Genomic DNA, 20,740 nt, shown 5'->3' with positions numbered 1-20,740 from the left:
GCTTGTTAAAGCTTTAAATGGCGTTTTGTTTTATTGGTTGGCTGCGCATTTGCAGGATCATCGGGCCAATAATGCTTAGGATACCGCCCCTTCATCTCTTTTTGCACTTCTTTATAACTTCCTTGCCAAAAAGCAGGCAGATTTTGGGTCACTTGAATGGGCCTTCCTGCGGGTGACAATAGCTCCAAGGTCAGCGGGATGCTGCTTTGGCTAGCCTTATCGCCTACCGTAGGCGTTTCTACTTGGCCATATAGTTCTTGCATAGGCATAGAAACAATCGGTGATTTTTCCTGTTGATATCGAATACTACACTGCCGCCCTGTTGGCCCAGTAAATTCGGTCGGCGCGCACTGGACAAGTTGCTGTTGTTGCTGATAACTGAGTAACGATAACAACATAGCGTGGTAGTCCAGCGCTTTTAATTGTGACTTTCTCAATACTTTACCGACAAACGGGGCTAACCAAACGTCGCAGGTTTCAACTAAGTGTTGTTCACTGACATCGGGCAAGCCAAGGTGCGGCTGATATCGATTTAGCCAACGCCAACGCGACAAAAGGTTTTCTAGTGACGCAGGAAACGTTAAAAAACTTAAACCTTTTTGTTGTAACTTCGTTACCCACATTTGCGCAATATCTTGGTCATTATATTGCTCACTGGATTTTTTACGCTCAAGAACAATCGCGCCAAGGACCAGTTGGTGCTCAGCAATGATAATATCTTGTTGCTCATCATAAGCCAACACGGTGTTATCAACCGGTGTAGCAATGTTCCATGATTTCAATAAGTTGATATCAACCGAGGCCGCGATGCGTATTTTCAGTTGTTGTCGATGTTGGCTGATTGTGGCAATGGCAATAAACTCACTAGCGGCGAGCGCATCGTTAACATGAACTTGCAAACCTTTGCCATTCACAGCAAGAAAAGCACCTTGTTGGTTACGCTGCTGAGAAATGCGTTCAGGGTAAGCAAGTGCTAACAACTCACCACAGTGCTCAATTGAAAAGTCGGATGAAACAAACTGTGCTTTAATACTTGCGCCTGCGCCTTTATTTAGGACAGCCTTAGCAAGCACTACCGCCTGCGTTAAAATACGTTGATGTAAACTATGTCGAGTATTGTTCAATAAATAGCGAACTCGAAACCCCATATCGGCTTGTTGCTCGCTTTGTTCTCTTTGCAATACATCCCGCTCTTCTAACATCGCGGCTATTAAACACGCGAGCAAAGTAAAATTTGATTGCTGATGATTATGTTCAATGTCATTTGCGGTGATGATCATATGAGCAAAACGTGGATGGCATGGAATGGCCGAGACTTTTTCTCCGTGTTTGGTCAGTTTGCGTTGGCGATCAACAATGGCTAAATCTTGTAATGCTTGCCATGCTTGTTGCTCTAACGACTCTATCGGCAATTCAAGCATCGGCAATTCACAAAGTGTTGACACGCCCCAACGCGCCGCTTCTATTAAAATTGGCTGCAGATCGGTTTGCATTATTTCGCTGATACGGTGCGCACTGCGACGCGCATACTCTTCTTGGTCATACAATCGAATACAGTGACCTGCCATTAGCCGACCCGCTCTTCCTGCCCGCTGCGTTGCCGATGCTTTGGCAATTGATTGCTGGTTTAATTTATTCGTCAGCGTTTGATTATCAAAAATAGCGACCTTTTCAAGGCCACAATCAATCACCAAATTAATCCCATCAATGGTTAAGCTAGTTTCAGCAATATTAGTAGCTAAAACAATTTTATAGCCAGATTGCGGCGCCATGATCGCTTGTTGTTGCTGTGCTAAGGTCAAATCACCAAACAGCGGCGCTAATTGAAAGTGTGACGGTAAACACCCTTCCAAGTGTTGCGCTAAATAATGAATATCTCCGCTGCCCGGCAAAAAAACCAATACCGAGCCTTGATGTCTCGTAACCGTTGTTTTGATCACAGTTAGGGCATGATCGCGCCATGCATTGAAGTGACTCCGATTTGATGATGCGTGCGTTGTTCGCAGAGGCTGATAACTGATGTCAACCGGATAACTGCGTCCTTGACATTGCAAGACGCTAGCTTGAATGAATTTTTGCTTAAGAAAATCAACTGATAAAGTCGCAGACATTAAGACGATGGTCAGATCATCTCTTAACCCCGTTTGCACTTCCCTTGCTAAGGCAAAGGCAAAATCTGCATGAACTGAACGCTCATGAAACTCATCAAATAAAATTAAGTTGCTACCACTTATTTCAGGGTCATGTTGTATTATTTGAGTTAAGATGCCCTCAGTAATCACTTCAATTTTAGTTTTTGAAGATACTTTTGTCTCATTTCTCAGGCGATATCCAATACGCTGCCCAATAGGCTCACCCAATTGCAGAGCTAAATAATTGGCGATGCTTTTTGCCGCCATTCGCCTTGGTTGTAATAAGTAAATTTTACCGTATTGCTCTTGTTCCACTAACCAAAGTGGTAAGCCCGTTGATTTGCCCGCGCCAGGTGGCGCACTTAAAATAACCAGCTCTTGTTCGTTAATGGCCTTTAAAAAGTCTGACTTTATTTCTTCAATGGGTAAAACTGACATGATTTTGAGTATATTCTTAAAACTAAGTGAATAATACCGCCAGCCTTTTTCGATTGATAGCTTCTTATAGTGTCTATCGTTAATTTAAGTGACCCAGCGGGCTAATGGATAAATCTAGTAAGCACAATGAAGGTACACAGTATGAACAACAAAATAATATCTAAAGGATAAAAGCAATTGCGTTTATTTTTAGCCTTGGATATTTCATCATCAGATAAGCGTCTTATTAACGACTGGCGTCGCGATTCACTGTCGACAACATTTAAAGCGACAGCACTTGAAAACTTCCATATCACGCTATCTTTTCTTGGAGAAATTAATGACCATCAACGTACATCGTTAGTTGATTACATCAATACTTTTATCGACAATGGCGTTGAATTGCCAGCAACCACATTAGCGTTTAGCCATGTAGGGATCTTTACAAAACCTAAAGTGCTCTACCTCGGCTTAACAGAAACACCGCCTTGGTTATTGAATCTGGCTAATTCGCTTAAACAAAAAGCACTAGCATTGGATATTTTTCAAGAACAGCGCTCGTATTTCCCCCATTTAACACTGTTTAGAAAAGCGAACTATTTACCAAAAATTAATAACGCGTCATTATCAATCACTGCGTCTACATTTAGTTTATATTTGTCAGAGTCAACTGCTAGTGGTGTCACGTACACTCCCATACAAACTTGGCCGGTAACACAGATTACAACGGCAACATAAATCCTAGACAATACCTGTAACACTAACTCTTTGAAAGTAAACAGTATTTAAACTTGAAAAATCGAGAAATTTAGACTTACTTGGCAAGCATTAAAATTACTGATATCAATACTGTCCCTGACAAAAAGAGGAACTAGTCATGAATAATCCCATCCCCGGCAGTTATCAAATCGAACGACAAAATAATTTACTGGTTGTTGATGCGCGGGGACCATTTGACGAAGAGATAGCTATTCGATATCAGCAAGATATTGAAAACGTCACCAGCGAATTGAATGGACAACCTTGGGGGATATTAAATACTTATTACGGGAATGCGGTTTTCACGCCAGAGATAGAAAAACGTATTATTGAAACCACCAAATATCGTATTACGCAGGGCCTTGTCGCCACCGCTGCTGTTTTTCTTGAAAGCGCGCACGCCGATGTACAGCAAATGCAGCTACGCAGAATCTACCAGCAATACCGTATACCTTTTCACGTGTTTAGTGATATATCGAACGCAAAAATTTGGTTAGAGCAATACTTAACTCAAGAAAAGCTGTGTAGCTAGTCTTCTTTAACAACAGGCTAAAAGGCACAATAAAATCATTCATTGTGCCAAAAAAACTCTAGCGTAGTAACTGTGCAATCGTCGCTATACTAAGCCCAGTTCCGCCTGCCGCCCAATAGCTATTGGCATTTGCGTTGTATGCCGCAGCGATATCCATATGCACCCACCCTGTCGGGGCAACGAAACGAGATAAGAACCCTGCTGCATTGCTTGCGCCACCAGCACCGCCTCCTTTTTGTGGACGACTGTTTGCCGTGGTCGCAAATGCAGACGTGCATTTATCTTTATGCCACTCCTCTAACGGCAATTGCCACACTGGCTCATTCACTTCTTCTGCGGCGGTTTTCACACGTGACATCAAGGCTTGGTCTAAACCAAATAGTGCCGTGTAGTCAGCGCCGGTTGCCATTACTGCCGCCCCTGTTAAAGTTGCCGCGTCGATGATCAGCTCAGCACCTGTCTCCGATGCAGCCATCAATCCATCAGCAAGTACCAATCGGCCTTCAGCATCGGTGTTAGCTACTTCTACTGTGACACCATTTTTGTACTCAATCACATCACCTAGTCGATAGGCAAAGCTACTGACCATGTTTTCCGCGCAACATAAAAACAACTTAACCCTTTTAGTCAGCCCTTGCTTTATGGCTAGTCCAAATGCACCAGCAACTACGGCAGCACCACCCATGTCGCATTTCATGTCTAGCATGCCTGCACTGGCTTTAAGACTATATCCGCCGCTATCAAAAGTTATGCCTTTACCCACTAAACATGCGTCGACTTTAGCATTGGCATCTTGGCTTGGGTTGTAATCGATTTCTACTAAACAGGGCGGATGCTCACTACCTTTGCCAACATTATAAATGCCGACCCAACCGTGCTCTAATAATGCCTCTCCTTCGATAACTGTTGAGGAGATAGCATTGGGTGCTAGCGAAGTTAGATAACGAATACTCTCTTCTGCGAGCTTACTCGGGTAAAGCTCAGCAGGTGTTTGATTAGTTAAGTCTCTGCTCCAGGCATAGATCGCTAACTTTTCAGTTAAGTGATTAACAAGCTCGTTGTCACCGGCAAATTGAACATCAGTTAGTTTTCCTACACACGTGAAACCTAATGCAAATGACCATTGTTGATGCTCAGTCCATTTGCCGGCAAGCACTGCCTTTTTAACACCTAATGCTTCAATTTTACGCCCTGCTTTTTGTATTTTTCTCAATGCCCACGGGTCATCCGCTTTGATGTAAACATAAATGTCATTGCCACTCAGTTGCACTAAATTGTCAGCTTGCCAATCATTAGTTGGTTGCTCGTGCGTTAAATAGATTGTGGTACTTTGTGCCATTTTATTCTCCGGCTGTGATTAATGGCTTTAGTGTATAATGTATTAGCAGAAAAAGTTATGTAGTTTTTGAGAATGACATTAAAAACCAGTAATCGATAAATTGTGAATTTTCAGTGATGAGTTAGCCATACTTTGTTTTTAATTAAAAGCTTTTGAACTAAGCCGCTAATAGAAGAAATTGAAATTAAAATTAAATTTAGCTAGCACAAATACAACCATTACCTATAGTTTGTATATATGTATCAAGAGATGAACCCTGTGCGTTTGCTATTATTGATTTCACTTTCTATCTTTCTATCGGCTTCTGTCAACGCTCAAAAAAAGGACATTGTGAACTTTTATACCTATCACAATAAACCGCCCTTTATTGTTGATGAAGAAAACGAACATGGCTTGTATTTCGATCTTTCTCAGTACCTTTCATCAAAAAGCAATAATTATGAATTTGTCACCATCTACATCCCAAGGAAACGACTTGAGCGAATGATCAAGAACAACAAGTTGGATGGTGTCGTCATTGGTGTTAGCCCAGTTTGGTTCAATGACGAAGCAGAGAATAAGTTTTTATGGCTGCCTTCTTTTTATACGGACCGCGATGAGTTTATTTCATTGAAATCATCTGCGTTTGAATATAACGACTACCAATCGCTTATTGGAAAAACCGTTGCCAGTGTCGCCGGCTATTACTATTTCAATATCAATGAAGCCGTGAGTGCAGGTCAGTTGCAGCGAATAGACACCATAGGTGAATTACAGGTACTCGAATTGGTCAAAAAAGGACGTGCGAACATGGGATTAGTGAGCCAATCTGTTTTTAAATTTCTTAGAAAACAAGGTAAACTAGAAGATATTTTTCATATCTCCCCAACCCCACATGACTCTTTTTCGCGTCGTGCGTTTACAAACTTAGACAACGCCGACGTGCATAAAGAAATACAACGATTGATGAAATTTATTGTATTGGATCCCCTTTGGCAGGGAATGCTTGCTCAATATGAATAGCCCGGCACGATCAACCAGCTAATAAGAACTCTCGATTCACCATTTGATGAAAATACTGCACATCATCAAACAAAAGGGTTTTGGTCCTAATAAGTTACCTATCTTCCAAACTATGACTTAACAGCCAGTGATAGATACTTTCATCATAGGGTTGAAACCTTGGATCGTAATTAACTTCTACACCATCGATGATCCCTCCAGCTAATGCAGAAAGGTCGTAAATTGCGTGATGCATGTGATGCCTAGCACCGGTCAATAATGATAATTTAGGTAAAACCCTTGACTGACATAAATCTAATATTGCGTGATACGCCTTAATAGAGTCTCCATGGGAAATGACTTCATCACCTGTGCCATGAAACATCCATACAGGAACAGCCTCAATATTACAAAAATCATCGGGTAAGTCTTCCACATCTATGGAAAGACCTGAGGCTACGGGAACCACGGCCGCAATTTTATCTGGAAAGTCGACACTGTAAGCTGAACTTAAAAAGCCACCACTACTCCAGCCCGTTATATAAACTCTATTGACGTCGATATCATAGGTGTGAATTGCGTAGTCAACAAAAGCATTAAGTCGCACCCTATAACCCACATCAGGTAACGCACCTAAGTGTGGTGCAACCATCACAAACGGTAAAGTATTATCCCACTCACCATCGTCAATCAGTTTAGGTATTCCGTTATTTTCCAGAACGGCGTCGAGAGAAGAAAACGGATCCTGATTGTCCTGAAACTCAAGGTTAGCACCTGAACCATGTAAATATATCAGTAAAGGCGGTTTTTTCTCTGTTGCCTCGCCATAATCTAGTGGTAGGTGCTCAAAATAGCCGAAATTAGCAAATGTAGTACCGAGTGGTCGCCGAGTAAGAGTTGTCTTTGTGTTTGCCGTGACACGAACCATTCTAGCATGTTCAATAGCCATATTATCATCACTATCCGTAACAGAATACCTCACAAGATAATCACCAATAGCATTGGTATCAACACTACCATCTATAACAACTTGCGATGATATATCGCCATCTTGTTCATCTATTGCCAATGCACCTTCTTCTAGATAAAACTCACCGACTGCTAGCAATTGTGTTCGTTCACCCAGTAATGAAATGACCGGTCTATCTGGATTTTCAGAAAAATCAGGAATAGGTGCTTCCCACCATACCTCTACCGGAGGAGGATCTTCGACAATACAAAGCGATACGTCTTTTGCACAAGGCCGACCATCAGAGCCGCCACAGCTAGATAACACAATAACGGAAGCAAACACCGAGAACGGCTTTGCCAACAAGCGTAGTAAAGACATTACATTTAGTCTTTTCACAGCATAAAACGCCGCACTACTCATCTGTTGATAGCGAATCATTAGTCCCCTTCTTATTTGTAGGTAATACATATACTGTTAATAAGAGACACCATTTATAAGTTAACTGACACAAATTAGTGACGAAGGGCGTCTATGCTGTGATTAATGGTTTGAACATATTCAACGAAAAATGTATTAGAAAGTACCTATCTAATAGGTGCGAGCATTACTAATGCGCTAGAACTCAATTTATTCGCTATATGTTTAGAAGAAACTTATAACTTAATTTACAATCACCAGCTTTACTTTGACTCGGTGTAGCAAGGCAATGAAGACACAATTTAAAAAAGCCACTCTCATTAAACGTTATAAGCGTTTTCTTGGCGATGTTATATTAGAAGATGGCACAGAAACTACTCTCCATGTCGCTAACACGGGCGCCATGACTGGTTGTGCAGAGCCCGGTGACACCATTTGGTATAGCACTTCCGATAACCCAAAAAGAAAGTACCCATACAGTTGGGAGCTAACGCAAAGTCAATACACAGATCATTTTATATGTGTGAACACCATCAAAGCCAACCAATTAGCAGAACAGGCGATTCTTGATGGCACAATCAGTGAATTACAAGATTATGAGACAATCACCAGAGAAGTGAAATATGGTCATGAAAACAGTAAAATTGATTTACTTCTCACAGGTGGTGGCAACAATGATGTATATGTAGAAGTGAAGAGCGTCACTTTACTTGAGCGTAACAATGGCTACTTTCCTGATACCATCACGACAAGGGGACAAAAGCACTTACGCGAACTTATTGCCATGGCCGCCACTGGTAAACGTGCAGTTTTACTTTTCGCAGTTTTACATACCGGCATAAACAATTTTGCGGCCGCAGCACACATTGATAAAGACTATGCGGATCTCCTTCATGAAGCCATGACGCAAGGCGTTGAAGTTCTGGTTTATAAGGCAGCGATATCTCCTAGCAACATCCAATTAGCGCAAAAGATCAACTTTCCATAAGCATTAATTAAGCAATTTTTATATGACTGGTATTACTAATCGAGTGATACCAAAGAGAAGCTTGTTCAAAAATAAAACGATAGTAATCCACAACCTGTTGATTAATCTCAGCTTGATTATTGACGTTGTAATCATAACTACTATCCTTAGCATGTTTTGTGAAGGACGCCGCAATAGCGCATTGTATTTCCTGTGTCTCTAAGCCCAGCTGCAATGCTTGTGACACCTGTTTAATACTGGTTTCTGGCACTGTACTGATTTGATGGTAATTGATGGCTTTATGATGTTCGCTTGAAAGCTGTGCTTTTGCCTGTATAAATAATTGCTGTTGCATAAGGTAAACAATGGCTGTGGTTTTACCCACTTGCAACAAAATATCATCTTCACTGATATCAATTTCTTGGCATAACGCAGCATACTCAGGCAAGACCTGAACCAAATGTTGACGCAATTGATAAATAAATTGAAATCGCTGCTGTCCACCGCGAAATACTGCAATTAGATAATCTTCTATTGGCATTGAAACAAACACCGCTCGTATGTCACGACCACTTTTAACAATATCGGGTAACAAGCTATTAACCCAATTAGAAGGCTTAATTACCGCTGTTTGAGCAAGTGAGAATGTCTTATTCAATTGTGAAAGACAAAATCGTAAATGCTTTTGCCACATCGCTTTATCACGATAACATAAATGCTGACTTGCCTTTAACTGGGCAAGCTCGATCAGTACTTGCGGCTCTTTATAACATAGTACTTTATCAGCTTGCTGACCCAACGCATTTGCTAACAGCGTCGAACCACAAAAACCAATATGAAAGATAAATCGCAAAGATGCTTTACTGTCATTAGGCAAAAATTGCGACTCAATATCATCAGTTTTTAGCTGATAACAGGTATCATCAACAGTGATCTTCTCTCTTCCATCAACAAAAGCCAATTGCTGCAGAGTGCTTTGATTAGTTTTAACAAAAGTGAAGGTATCAGTGCTCTTATTAAATGCGTGTAAAAAATAGTCCGCGTCGTTCAACAGCTGCTTAGTCGACACCGCCGTAATTGTAGAATAGGTCATTATCCATCATGAACTTAAGTAAATCAGAACATCATTAAATATGATAAAAACGTCTTAAATCATGAGATTGTGTAATGCTTTATGTCTAAAGCCTAATACAGAAATCAATCATTACATTACATGTTCAGGCTGAAACAAATAGACATTTCTTGACTCAATGCATTTACAATGTAATGCAATTATCTCGGCAATTAGATATATTTTGTTTATGATCCGCGGATAATGATTGACTAACCCCCTAAAAACTTGATAAAAGTTCTTGGTTGTGGGTGTTTGAATACAACACCATGTAGATGATAAAAGCTTAACACCATGATTTTATAGTGTTATTTAATTTTTTTAATCTATTCACTTGAATTTATTAGGCTTAAGCACAATATAGCGATGTTAGTTAAGCCTATTTAATATTGGCAACTGCAACCAGATGGAAAACGATGCAAGCGGGCTATAAGAGCTCCCCATACTGGTCCATTAGCATTAGGAGATTTAGCATGCCAAAAAATAAAGCGCTCGGTATTTTAGCTTTGGCTGGTGTAGAGCCATACCAAGAAAAGCCAAACGAAGAGTACATGAATACAGAGCAACTTGAACACTTTAAAAAGATTCTTGATGCTTGGCGCATTCAACTTCGTGAAGAAGTAGATCGTACAGTAACTCATATGCAAGACGAAGCGGCGAACTTCCCAGATCCTGTCGATCGTGCAGCACAGGAAGAAGAATTCAGTTTAGAATTGCGTACTCGTGACCGTGAACGTAAGTTGATTAAAAAAATCGAAAAAACGCTTCAATTGATTGAAGAAGACGAATTCGGTTTTTGTAAATCTTGTGGTATAGAAATTGGCATTCGCCGTTTAGAAGCCCGCCCAACAGCTGATTTATGTATTGAGTGTAAAACTCTTGCAGAAATCAAAGAACGTCAGATGGCTGGTTAATCAGTACCTAGACCAGTACATCAAAAATGGCGTTTTCGCTTCCCAAGCGGTCTGATAATCAATATCGAGGCCGCTTCGCCCCTTCACCTTCAGGTTTTTTACACTTTGGTTCGCTGATTGCTGCGCTAGCAAGTTACCTTGATGCAAAAACAAATCATGGCTTATGGTTAGTGCGAATTGAAGACATTGACCCACCACGAGAAAAAGTTGGTGCTAGTAAGCAAATACTTAGCACATTAGAGGCTTATGGCCTTCATTGGGACGAAACCGAGCTATATCAGAGCAGGCAATCTCAATTTTACGATCAAATTCTAACCGAGCTTAATCAAAAACAGCTAAGCTATTTTTGTGATTGTACTCGTGCACGAATAAAAAAAATTGGTGGTATTTATCAAGGCCATTGTCGAGATAGAAATTTACCTGAAAATAATTGTGCCACTCGATTAGTCAATCACTACCCGATTATCGGTTATCATGACTTAATACAAGGTCAGGTACATTGCGATCATGCACTGGCACATGAAGATTTTACCATCAAACGTAAAGACGGGTTATACGCCTATCAACTTGCCGTTGTTATTGATGATATTTACCAAGGTATTAGCCACGTTATTCGTGGCTGTGATCTGCTTGAGCCTACTGCCAGACAACTAACATTCTATAAAACCTTGAACGTTGCTCCGCCACAGTTTGGACATTTTCCATTAGCCGTGAATAGTGAAGGATATAAGCTGAGTAAACAAAATAACGCACCTAGCATCAGCACAACTCGTCCACAACCAAGCTTAATCGCAGCACTGGCTTTTCTCGGTCAACAACCACTTAAGCAACTACTCGATGCAGATGTCTCGGAAATAATAAAATGGGCCGTTGAAAATTGGTCAATCAGTAATATCCCTAGACAAACTCAAATAGAGTTTAGCTAAACTTTGATTACGAATAGGCCGTCAAAAACTAAAAACTACAATAAATCAGCAATAAATGCGTAGCTATTGAGCTAAATCGGTTATTTTCGTTCTCTTTTTACAGCGACTGTTATAAAATTGCGCCGAGATAAGTCTTATCCTTTTCTACCTTACTAAACGTAATTCTGAGGCCTGCATTATTAAACGCGTAATCAATTTGTGTAAAAAGTTATTGAAACAAGAAACATCAACAACATTGGCTAACACATTTTCAACTCCAATTGTGATCCCTAGAGATCAGCATACCGTTACTCGAAAATACATCAGTAGTAATGCGCTAAAAGTCCTCTATCGATTAGATAAAGGTGGCTTTGATGCATACTTAGTTGGTGGTGGTGTTCGTGACATGCTATTAGGCATTGAACCCAAAGATTTTGATATTGCAACCAATGCCACGCCGGAAGAAATCAAAGGATTATTTAGAAACTGCCGTCTCATTGGTCGTCGCTTTCGCCTTGCTCATATTGTGTTTGGCCGTGAAATAATCGAAGTAGCAACATTTAGAGGTCATCATGAAAATGACGGCACTCAAAAGGCTTGTCAAAAAACCTCGAAACAAAGCGACCATGGCATGCTATTACGCGACAACATCTATGGCTCAATTAATGAAGACGCTGAACGCCGAGACTTTACCATCAATGCTCTGTATTACTCAGCAAGGGACTTCAAGATTTATGATTTTGCCAATGGTGTTAAAGATATAGAACAACGCAGTATTCGATTGATTGGAGATCCTGAAACGCGCTATCGAGAAGATCCTGTTCGCATGCTAAGAGCAATCCGTTTTGCGACCAAACTCGATATGAAAATAAGCAAGGAAACAAGTGCCCCGATTTTGCCTTTAGGTGAATTACTTTCGCATATTCCCCCTGCTCGTATGTTCGAAGAGTTCTTGAAATTGTTTATATCAGGCAAAGCTAAAGCCAACTTTGATATGTTACGAGATTACAATTTACTCAAGCACTTATTTCCAATTGTTGAACAGGTGCTAAATCAAAAAGAAACACCGCAAATGATTGAGTTGATTGAACTATCACTCAATAATACCGATAAAAGAATCAACAATAATCAGCGCGTAACGCCTGCATTTTTATTAGCGGCATTATTGTGGTACCCATTGCAGCAGCGCATAGTTGCACTTAAACATAGCACAGATCTAACCCCACAAGACGCGTTCTTTAACGCCCTAGGAGAGATCATGGGAGAGCAGCAACGTAGTATCGCTATCCCTAAGCGCTTTCAAGCTCCAATGAAAGACATTTGGATATTGCAAGATAAACTGGCTCGCCGAGAAGGTAAGCGCGCATATAAATGCTTAGAGCATCCAAAATTTAGAGCCGGATATGACTTCTTATTAATTCGCGGTGAAATTGAAGGTGGAGACGCTCAAGAGCTCGCATCATGGTGGACAGAGTTTCAGCATGCTGACTCAGACAAACAACAAATATTATTGAAAAGTTTACCGAGTAGCCGTTCAGGTGCTAGGCGCAGTGTACGAAAGCGTCGTAAACCTAAAAAAACAGTTACTCCACAATAACATGACCATCGCCTATGTAGGGTTGGGCAGCAACCTGTCTGATCCTGAACAACAAATACGTCAGGCCGTAACGGCGATTGAAAATATTTCTAGCTGTAAGCTACTACATGTATCGCATCTTTATTTTAGCCGTCCGATGGGGCCAAAAGATCAGCCAGACTACATGAATGCAGTGCTTGCTCTCGAAACGACATTAGCGCCACTCTCCTTATTAGATCAATTACAAACAATTGAGAATACAGCAGGCCGAGTAAGAAAAGATAACCGATGGGGGCCGCGTGTTCTCGATTTGGACATCATCTTATTTGGCGATGAAGTGATCAATAATGAGCGATTAACTGTTCCTCACTACGGCATGACTGAACGTGAGTTTGTGCTTACTCCTCTCGCTGAAATAGCGCCTAATTTATCTTTACCCGATGGACGTTCTGTCATGGCATTGAGCAAGCTAGTTGCAAACAATGGACTTAAAATTCATAGCCAGCTGCGTCAAGAGTAATATTCAAATTGATTTACGATAATCAGCATTCATCCAATAAACTTGATACAATCAAGGGATTATGCGACGCTAGCGCCGCTTAAATAATTCGGAAAACATTATGGCCAAAATTACGACCGCCACCTTGTTAAAGATGAAACAACAAGGCGAAAAAATATCCACCATTACGGCTTATGATGCCAGCTTTGCTAAGCTATTTGATCAAGCAGGCATTCACGCCATTCTCATTGGCGATTCCCTCGGCATGGTACTTCAAGGCCAGAACGATACTTTACCTGTTTCCATCGGTGATATGGCTTATCACACGGGCTGTGTTGCACGTGGCGTGGAAGAAACATTAATCATTGCCGATATGCCTTTTATGACCTACGCAACAACTGAGCAGGCATACTCAAATGCGGCCAAGCTAATGCAAGCAGGGGCAAGCATGGTCAAAATGGAAGGAGGACTTTGGCTAGTTGACACCATTAAAGGCCTAGTTGAGCGAGGAATTCCTGTTTGTGGACATTTGGGGCTTACACCACAATCGGTTAATGTATTTGGCGGGTTTAAAGTGCAAGGCCGTCAAGAAGATAAAGCATTGGAAATGGTCGAACACGCAAAAGCACTTGAAGCTGCTGGTGTTCAGTTGATCGTTTTAGAATGTATCCCAGAAGGACTAGGAAAAGCCATTTCAGAAGCAGTCTCTATACCTACTATAGGCATTGGCGCGGGCAAACACACTGACGGGCAAATCTTAGTCATGCATGATGCACTTGGCATTTCTTGTAGCTATATGCCTAAATTTTCACGCAACTTTTTGGTCGACACTGGAGATATCAAAAAAGCGATAGAACTGTATATCGAAGAAGTGAGTAACGGTAATTTCCCTGGTCCAGATCATATATTCAAGTAGAAACAAACGATGAACACAGTTTCAGATATCAACGCTTTGCGAGCGCAAGTTAAGGAATGGCACCTAAAAGGACTTAAAGTCGGCTTTGTACCGACCATGGGAAATTTACATGCCGGGCATATTTCTTTAGTAACTGAAGCAAAAAAGCACGCCGACAAAATAGTGGCTAGTATTTTTGTTAACCCGATGCAATTTGGCGCTAATGAAGATATTGGCAGTTATCCTCGCACCTTAACAGACGATAAAGAAAAACTTATTGCTGAAGGTACTGATCTGCTGTTCACACCAACACCAGAGATTATCTACCCTAAAGGCCTCGATAAGCAAAGCTTTGTTGACGTACCAAACGTATCCGAGGGCTATTGTGGCGAGAGCCGTCCAGGCCATTTCAGAGGTGTAGCGACAATTGTATGCAAGCTATTCAACCTTGTGCAGCCTGATATTGCCTGTTTTGGTTTAAAAGACTATCAACAAGTACAAGTAATCCAAGCTATGGTTGAAGACCTATCTATGCCAGTAGAGATTATTCCGGTTGCTACCTGTAGAGAAGAAAGTGGTTTGGCGATGAGTTCCCGGAACAATTATTTAACTTCTGAAGAAAAAGCCATTGCACCTGCGTTACACCAAAGTATGCAATGGTTGAGCGATAAAATTCAAACCAGCACAGATTTTATCGGTTTAGCCAAGCAAGCGGCCAGTAAAATTGACGAAGCCGGCATGAAGACAGATTACATCCACATTTGTAACGCACGTTCATTACAGCCCGCCAGTGAAGATGATACTGATTTAGTCATACTTGCCGCTGCACATTGCGGAAAAGCAAGATTGATAGATAACTTGCAAGTAACGCTATCGAAGTAATTTGCTTGAATTATACAAAACTAAAAAAGCCCGAAAATTCAATGTTCTCGGGCTTTTCATTTTATAACTTCTCTATAGTATTAAGCGCTATTTATTTAGCCATGGCGAGTAACTGAGGCAAGAAGTTTTGACTTGTTTGGGCTATAGCAATCTGCTCGTTCAAGATATCGTGGAGTATCTTTTTAGTCGTGAGTGGATTAGCTAGCACCACGCGAAACACCAAAGTCTTTCTTCCATGGTATTTTTGCACTTCGATCTTCGTTCTTGAAACAAATGATTTACCATCTTCACGTTGTGTTTTTTGAATATATTTCGTTAGTTTATCTAGCAATAAATTAGCTTCAAGCGACTCTTCAGGCGAAGCAGTGTTTAAAAATACCTGTACAGCTTTAGGAACGAAGCGGTACGTTAATAAGCAAAGCTCTGGACGAGTGACCAACTCAAACTCATCATGTCGCTCAATTGTATCTGCAAAATAGTTCGCATTCTTAATACCACGATCGATTAACATTTCATAACCAGGCCGGCTAATAATATGTAAGCTTGCATACACTAGCATCGCCATGCCTGGACGAGAGCCTTCAAGGGTATGGCTACCTAAATCTTTTGATCCTTTCCGCAGAATATATTCCGCATGATGCTCTATTGCCGCCACCGAAGCAGGGTTTTTGAACACGACTAGGCCTGCGCCCATCGGCACGTACATTTGCTTATGAGCATCAATAGTGACCGAATCAGCACGCTCGATTCCATCTAACAACGATCGATGAGTGTTCGATAAAAGTGTTGCGCCCCCCCACGCCGCATCAACGTGAAAATGGGCCCTGTATTGCTGCGCAATTTCAGCCATTTTGTCTAGCGGATCAATGTTACCTGTTTCCGTAGTACCCGCTACACCAACAATGCTTAACACTTTTATATTGCGCTGACGAAGTTCTTCACATTTTTGCGCGAGTAACTGGCAATCAATTTTATTATGTTCATCAGTAGGGATTGCGATAACACTGTCTTGGCCTAGACCTAACACGTCCGCCGACTTTTTAAGTGAATAATGGCCTCGAGCAGAAACAAGTATCGCTATGCCGTCGTATTGATAATGCTTAAGTGCGGCGTATAGACCACTGCGAGCAACGCCTTTGAAATCGCCATCTGGTTTAAGTAAATTATTACGCGCTACCCATAATGCTGTTAAATTGGCCACCGTGCCACCAGAGCAAAACGCACCGAGTGAGTGATTAGCACTGTGCATCCAAGAGCCATAAAAGTCATCTTGTTTTTGATACACCAAACGGTGCATCATGCCAATCACTTGGCGCTCTAATGGGGTAAAGGCTTTTGAGGTTTCAATTTTGACAAGGTTTTGATTCAGCCCCACCATTAGCTTAGATAGCGGTAAGATAAAATAAGGCAATGCTGACGTCATATGCCCTATGAAACTTGGGCTCGATGTATGCACCGATCGCGACACTAGCTTTTCAAGCAAGTGATGCATATGATCAGAGACAAACTGAGGTTGCTCAGGAATAGAAGATTCTGCGAAATCTTTTTCTATATCAGTTAACGCTTGTTCCGTAGCAACGATGTGATTGCCCAAAAATCCCGCAAGATTTTCAGATATCTCTTTCTCAACTAGCCCAAGCGTTGAGCTTGGGGCTTCGGGGATTGTAAAAATACGATGAAGCGACTCTATGGTGGCTTCTGCCGTGCGTTTACTTGCCGTCATTACATTACCGCTATTAAGATTCTGACTGCGCTAAGTAAAATATAATCATAGAGACTTAACGCATATTAAATGAATGCGCACTTTAATAAAAAACAGCTCAAATGTCTCGTTTTTTGTGTTTTTAGCTCACGGTAGACGCTACATACATTAAAACAGCTTGACTGATAATCACACCACTTAGGGCGTTTAACATGACACTTTTCTTGATGTTAGCTCTCATTATTATCTCTTCCATAAAATTATTCGTCTAACAAGATATAACAACTTTTGAGCCAACAATTTAACCTATTGTTTTTATTAAGGTTGTCAAAATTATCATTGCAGTTGGTCATTACAACTTTCGTTGAAATGACCATTTTTGTGTGATTTTGACAATTTATGTCATGTTATGAGTTGGTGTGTTAGAAAGGAGAAAATACGCATTCATAGCAGCCGGTTGAGCTTAACGATCAAAACTCAGCTGCCAAACCGACTGGCCGCTGGCAATATACTTGGCCTCAAATGGCGTTAGCGGTGACGACTTTGCTTGATCCGTGACTTCCATTAGTTGTCCTTCTCTGCCCGCAATTTTTGCCGCCATTTGAAACTCCTCTAAATACAAGGGCCAGTTGCTTCGCAGGGTAAGTTGTTCGCCGATACTCACAATGAAAGGGAATACCGCACTACCGTGCCAGCGTCGTTGCACATGCTTTGCTTTGGGCCAAGGGTTGGGATAAAGAATGTAATGCTTGGCAACAGGCCATTTTGCCTTGGCTACTAACCGATAAAAGTCGTTTAGGTCGGCACGAACCAAGCGATAGTTATCCTGTTTGCATAATTCTTCTGGTAAATGTTCTTCAACATTACGATTAATCCGATGCGCAGATTTATCAACCCCGATCACTAAGGCGTCAGGGTTGAGTTTAGCTAATATACGGGTGCTTTGACCGACGCCACAACACGCATCAAGTATCACCGGACCAGAAAAGCTTTGTACTTCTTGATCAAGTTGATTAAAAATTTCAACGGTGTGCGCCTGATAGGGTTTCTCAAACGCGTGGTTCAAATGCTTAGAAACAATTTTTTCAAGATTTTCATGTATGCCCGGCTGGTTTGACTCAATCGCTTTTGAGTTACCTACACTGCTGTGTTCTTCAGTCATTATCAACTCTTAATAATCAATATGAAAAATGCTTAATTCACTAACTACGTAAGCCAGTACCTGTTGAAATTAAGCGCATCGCAATGGTCCATAACACAACAATAAAGACACCTAACACCGAAAATGCAACGGTAAGACTAACATCACTGATACCTAAAAAGCCGTAGCGGAACGCGTTAACCATATAAACAATAGGGTTTACCTGCGAGACGCCTTGCCAAAAATCAGGCAGTAAGCTGATAGAATAAAATACGCCACCCAAATAAGTTAACGGCGTTAAAATAAACGTAGGGATAATGGATATATCATCGAAGCTACCGGCAAAAATTGCATTAATCAAACCACCTAAAGAAAAAACTGCAGATGTTAATGCTACAGTGATAATGATCACCCCGAGGTTGTGTATTTGAATATCAACAAACAGCAATGAAATTAGGGTGACGATACAACCCACCAATATACCACGAGTCATGCCGCCGCCAACATAGCCCGCGACAATCACCCAATTAGGTACCGGCGCGACGAGCATTTCTTCAACATTACGTTGCCATTTAGCGCTGAAAAAAGATGATGCAACATTAGAGTATGAATTGGTGATCACACTCATCATAATAAGGCCAGGAACAATAAACGACATGTAATCAAAGCCGCCCATTTCGCCAATACGAGAGCCAATTAACGAACCAAAAATAACAAAATAAAGGCTAATAGTAATAGCGGGGGGTACTAACGTTTGTACCCAGATACGCATAAAACGATGTACTTCTTTGTGCAAAATACTTTTAAGAGCAATTCGGTTAACTGCTGAAAACATCAATTATTCTCCTTTGTTTGCACTAACAGTGTCATTATTTGCGACTAAATTAACAAACAATTCTTCTAACCTATTAGTTTTGTTACGCATACTCAGCACTTCAATTCCTTGCTCAGACAACTGTGAGAACACAGAGTTGAGCCCTTGTGATTTTTTCACATCAACTTCTAGGGTGTGGTCATCAATCACCCGATAACAAAAATTATCTAGCTTAGGCTGAATATCAGTCACCGGGATATCCAAGACAAATGTTTCATTTTCCAGCGTAGCCAATAGGCTTTTCATGTTGGTATTTTTAACAATGGTGCCGCTGTCAATAATGGCAATATTACGACACAGCATTTCTGCTTCTTCCAAATAATGGGTCGTCAGAATAATAGTGATCCCCTGCTGATTAAGCTCACGCAGAAAATCCCACATTGAACGGCGTAATTCAATATCAACACCCGCCGTTGGCTCATCAAGGATCAACATTTTCGGCTCATGCATCAAGGCACGTGCAATCATTAATCGGCGCTTCATACCACCTGACAAATTACGTGCTGCATCATTACGTTTGTCCCACAAATCAAGCTGTTTGAGATACTTCTCAGCGCGCTCAAAAGCAAGCTTTCGGTCGACACCGTAATAACCCGCTTGGTTCACTAGGATACGCAATAAGGATTCAAATTGGTTGAAATTAAACTCTTGTGGGACGAGGCCAATAAAGCTTTTTGCTTGTTCAAGTTCATTATCAATACTGTGGCCAAAAACATCCACTTCACCCGCGGTTTTATTCACTAGCGAAGTAATTATTCCGATAGTCGTGGATTTGCCCGCGCCGTTAGGGCCTAAAAGTGCAAAAAAATCGCCCTGCTCAACTGTCAGATCAATCCCTTTGAGCGCTTGAAACCCGCCTTTATAGGTTTTTTGTAAATTTGATATTTTTAACGCGTGTTGCATATTTAAACTCCAACCATCTGGGCTTATTTAATATGGGTTAGTTGTAAAAGTTCAAGCGCACGAAGTGATTATATTTTTATTGCGAAACCTATTGTTAATCTATTAAGTCGATTTACACCCAATTAAAGCATGAAAAGTTTTACACAAGCCACAAGTACCGACTACCAGTTAACTCTCAACCAATTTTCCAACGACTGAGCACTCACATACCTTATGTTTGATCGCCCTCCTTGAGGTAGCCCTTTTTTTGCTTCGAACGGAATATCATTTATGCTGACTTCTTTGTTATTAAGAAGAACAGTGACAACCTCAATAACATTTACGGATATATCTTCCGGAAATACAACTATTGGTGATGGGTATAAGTTATTTTTTTCATAGTCATAATTCATTATTGTCGATGTGCCCACTTTTATTGGAGGGATTTCTACTAAGCATTTATCAAGGCTTGCTTGATGCTTTGGTGCGTAGTTAACCTTTACATGACTAGCAAAGGCACCTTTTTTTGAGTATAAAAAAACGAGTTGCTGTTTTCCTTGAGGTATATAGTCTTGGCTACCAAAAGTGACTTGCCCTGTAACATCACCTTTGAAATTTTCTAGAATATTGGCGGTAATGGTATAGCCACATGGCCTTTGGCCATAAGGGCCAAACCAATAATGTGGTATAGACCTAGTAACTTCTATTTTTACGACTGATTCAGCATTCTCTACGACTCTTTTAAGCTTGGTGTCAGCATAGCGAGCAATTGCTTCTGTAACGAAAAGTGTGAAAACTACTCCTATAATAATCAATTTCTTCATGCTCTATCCTTAGCGCTTTATGTTTATCTATAAACGAAA

At 41.0% G+C, this 20,740-nt stretch carries 19 protein-coding genes; 10 read left to right on the top strand and 9 right to left on the bottom strand.

The genetic code is table 11. The annotated features are described in order from the left end of the window. Positions 1–5 precede the first annotated feature (5 nt). Positions 6–2,570, bottom strand: a complete 2,565-nt coding sequence (gene hrpB, locus QUE03_RS03170) for an ATP-dependent helicase HrpB (protein WP_286265014.1) — start codon at positions 2,568–2,570, stop codon at positions 6–8. A gap of 177 nt (positions 2,571–2,747) precedes the next feature. Between hrpB and thpR the strand changes: the two genes are divergently transcribed. Next, positions 2,748–3,287, top strand: a complete 540-nt coding sequence (thpR, locus tag QUE03_RS03165; RefSeq protein WP_286265012.1) for an RNA 2',3'-cyclic phosphodiesterase — start codon at positions 2,748–2,750, stop codon at positions 3,285–3,287. Positions 3,288–3,426: 139 nt separating this feature from the next. After that, positions 3,427–3,840, top strand: a complete 414-nt coding sequence (locus QUE03_RS03160) for a hypothetical protein (RefSeq protein ID WP_286265009.1) — start codon at positions 3,427–3,429, stop codon at positions 3,838–3,840. 58 nt (positions 3,841–3,898) lie between these two features. On the opposite strand, the gene pepB is transcribed toward QUE03_RS03160, so the two are convergent. After that, entirely contained in the window at positions 3,899–5,179 is a 1,281-nt protein-coding gene (gene pepB, locus QUE03_RS03155) for an aminopeptidase PepB (protein ID WP_286265007.1), read from the bottom strand. Between the two features lie 330 nt (positions 5,180–5,509). Here pepB and QUE03_RS03150 point away from each other — a divergent pair, with 330 nt between their 5' ends. Then, positions 5,510–6,181 carry a substrate-binding periplasmic protein gene (locus QUE03_RS03150; protein ID WP_286265004.1) on the top strand — a complete coding sequence of 224 codons (672 nt, stop codon included), beginning with the start codon at positions 5,510–5,512 and terminating at the stop codon, positions 6,179–6,181. A gap of 94 nt (positions 6,182–6,275) precedes the next feature. Here QUE03_RS03150 and QUE03_RS03145 read toward each other — a convergent pair whose 3' ends face one another. Beyond that, positions 6,276–7,550, bottom strand: coding sequence for an immunoglobulin-like domain-containing protein (locus QUE03_RS03145; RefSeq protein WP_286265002.1), 1,275 nt, complete (start codon positions 7,548–7,550; stop codon positions 6,276–6,278). A gap of 268 nt (positions 7,551–7,818) precedes the next feature. Here QUE03_RS03145 and sfsA point away from each other — a divergent pair, with 268 nt between their 5' ends. Then, entirely contained in the window at positions 7,819–8,517 is a 699-nt protein-coding gene (sfsA, locus tag QUE03_RS03140) for a DNA/RNA nuclease SfsA (RefSeq protein ID WP_286265001.1), read from the top strand. A gap of 7 nt (positions 8,518–8,524) precedes the next feature. On the opposite strand, the gene QUE03_RS03135 is transcribed toward sfsA, so the two are convergent. Next, complete coding sequence (locus QUE03_RS03135) at positions 8,525–9,589, bottom strand: hypothetical protein (protein WP_286264999.1); 1,065 nt, start codon at positions 9,587–9,589, stop codon at positions 8,525–8,527. 491 nt (positions 9,590–10,080) lie between these two features. On the opposite strand from QUE03_RS03135, the gene dksA reads away from it, so the two are divergent. The 6 genes from dksA to panC all read left to right on the top strand — a co-directional run bounded on the left by dksA (position 10,081) and on the right by panC (position 15,278). Next, positions 10,081–10,521, top strand: coding sequence for an RNA polymerase-binding protein DksA (dksA, locus tag QUE03_RS03130; RefSeq protein WP_286264997.1), 441 nt, complete (start codon positions 10,081–10,083; stop codon positions 10,519–10,521). 26 nt (positions 10,522–10,547) lie between these two features. After that, complete coding sequence (gene gluQRS / locus QUE03_RS03125; RefSeq protein ID WP_286264995.1) at positions 10,548–11,447, top strand: tRNA glutamyl-Q(34) synthetase GluQRS; 900 nt, start codon at positions 10,548–10,550, stop codon at positions 11,445–11,447. Positions 11,448–11,712: 265 nt separating this feature from the next. Next, positions 11,713–13,023 carry a polynucleotide adenylyltransferase PcnB gene (gene pcnB, locus QUE03_RS03120; protein ID WP_286267735.1) on the top strand — a complete coding sequence of 437 codons (1,311 nt, stop codon included), beginning with the start codon at positions 11,713–11,715 and terminating at the stop codon, positions 13,021–13,023. Next, a complete protein-coding gene (gene folK / locus QUE03_RS03115) occupies positions 12,977–13,522 on the top strand; it encodes a 2-amino-4-hydroxy-6-hydroxymethyldihydropteridine diphosphokinase (RefSeq protein WP_350227401.1) in 546 nt (181 codons plus the stop codon). The genes pcnB and folK overlap by 47 nt, the downstream gene beginning before the upstream one ends. 100 nt (positions 13,523–13,622) lie before the next feature. Beyond that, the gene (panB, locus tag QUE03_RS03110) at positions 13,623–14,417 is read left to right on the top strand and encodes a 3-methyl-2-oxobutanoate hydroxymethyltransferase (RefSeq protein WP_286264993.1); all 795 of its coding nucleotides are present in this window, start codon (positions 13,623–13,625) and stop codon (positions 14,415–14,417) included. A 9-nt stretch (positions 14,418–14,426) separates the two neighbouring features. Next, positions 14,427–15,278 (top strand): pantoate--beta-alanine ligase, encoded by an 852-nt coding sequence (panC, locus tag QUE03_RS03105; RefSeq protein ID WP_286264991.1) that lies wholly within the window; start codon positions 14,427–14,429, stop codon positions 15,276–15,278. Between the two features lie 91 nt (positions 15,279–15,369). Here panC and panP read toward each other — a convergent pair whose 3' ends face one another. The 5 genes from panP to QUE03_RS03080 all read right to left on the bottom strand — a co-directional run bounded on the left by panP (position 15,370) and on the right by QUE03_RS03080 (position 20,701). Next, positions 15,370–17,001, bottom strand: coding sequence for a pyridoxal-dependent aspartate 1-decarboxylase PanP (gene panP, locus QUE03_RS03100; protein WP_286264989.1), 1,632 nt, complete (start codon positions 16,999–17,001; stop codon positions 15,370–15,372). Positions 17,002–17,443: 442 nt separating this feature from the next. Beyond that, a complete protein-coding gene (gene trmB / locus QUE03_RS03095) occupies positions 17,444–18,142 on the bottom strand; it encodes a tRNA (guanine(46)-N(7))-methyltransferase TrmB (RefSeq protein WP_286264985.1) in 699 nt (232 codons plus the stop codon). Positions 18,143–18,182: 40 nt separating this feature from the next. Continuing rightward, positions 18,183–18,956 carry an ABC transporter permease gene (locus QUE03_RS03090; protein WP_286264982.1) on the bottom strand — a complete coding sequence of 258 codons (774 nt, stop codon included), beginning with the start codon at positions 18,954–18,956 and terminating at the stop codon, positions 18,183–18,185. Positions 18,957–18,959: 3 nt separating this feature from the next. After that, positions 18,960–19,898: an ABC transporter ATP-binding protein gene (locus QUE03_RS03085; protein WP_286264979.1), complete on the bottom strand. Its 939-nt coding sequence runs from the start codon at positions 19,896–19,898 to the stop codon at positions 18,960–18,962. 161 nt (positions 19,899–20,059) lie between these two features. Beyond that, positions 20,060–20,701, bottom strand: a complete 642-nt coding sequence (locus tag QUE03_RS03080; protein WP_286264977.1) for a hypothetical protein — start codon at positions 20,699–20,701, stop codon at positions 20,060–20,062. Positions 20,702–20,740 lie beyond the last annotated feature (39 nt).

This window comes from Thalassotalea atypica (assembly GCF_030295975.1).
Lineage (GTDB): Bacteria > Pseudomonadota > Gammaproteobacteria > Enterobacterales > Alteromonadaceae > Thalassotalea_F > Thalassotalea_F atypica.
This window is presented reverse-complemented; position numbering and strand designations above follow the sequence as displayed.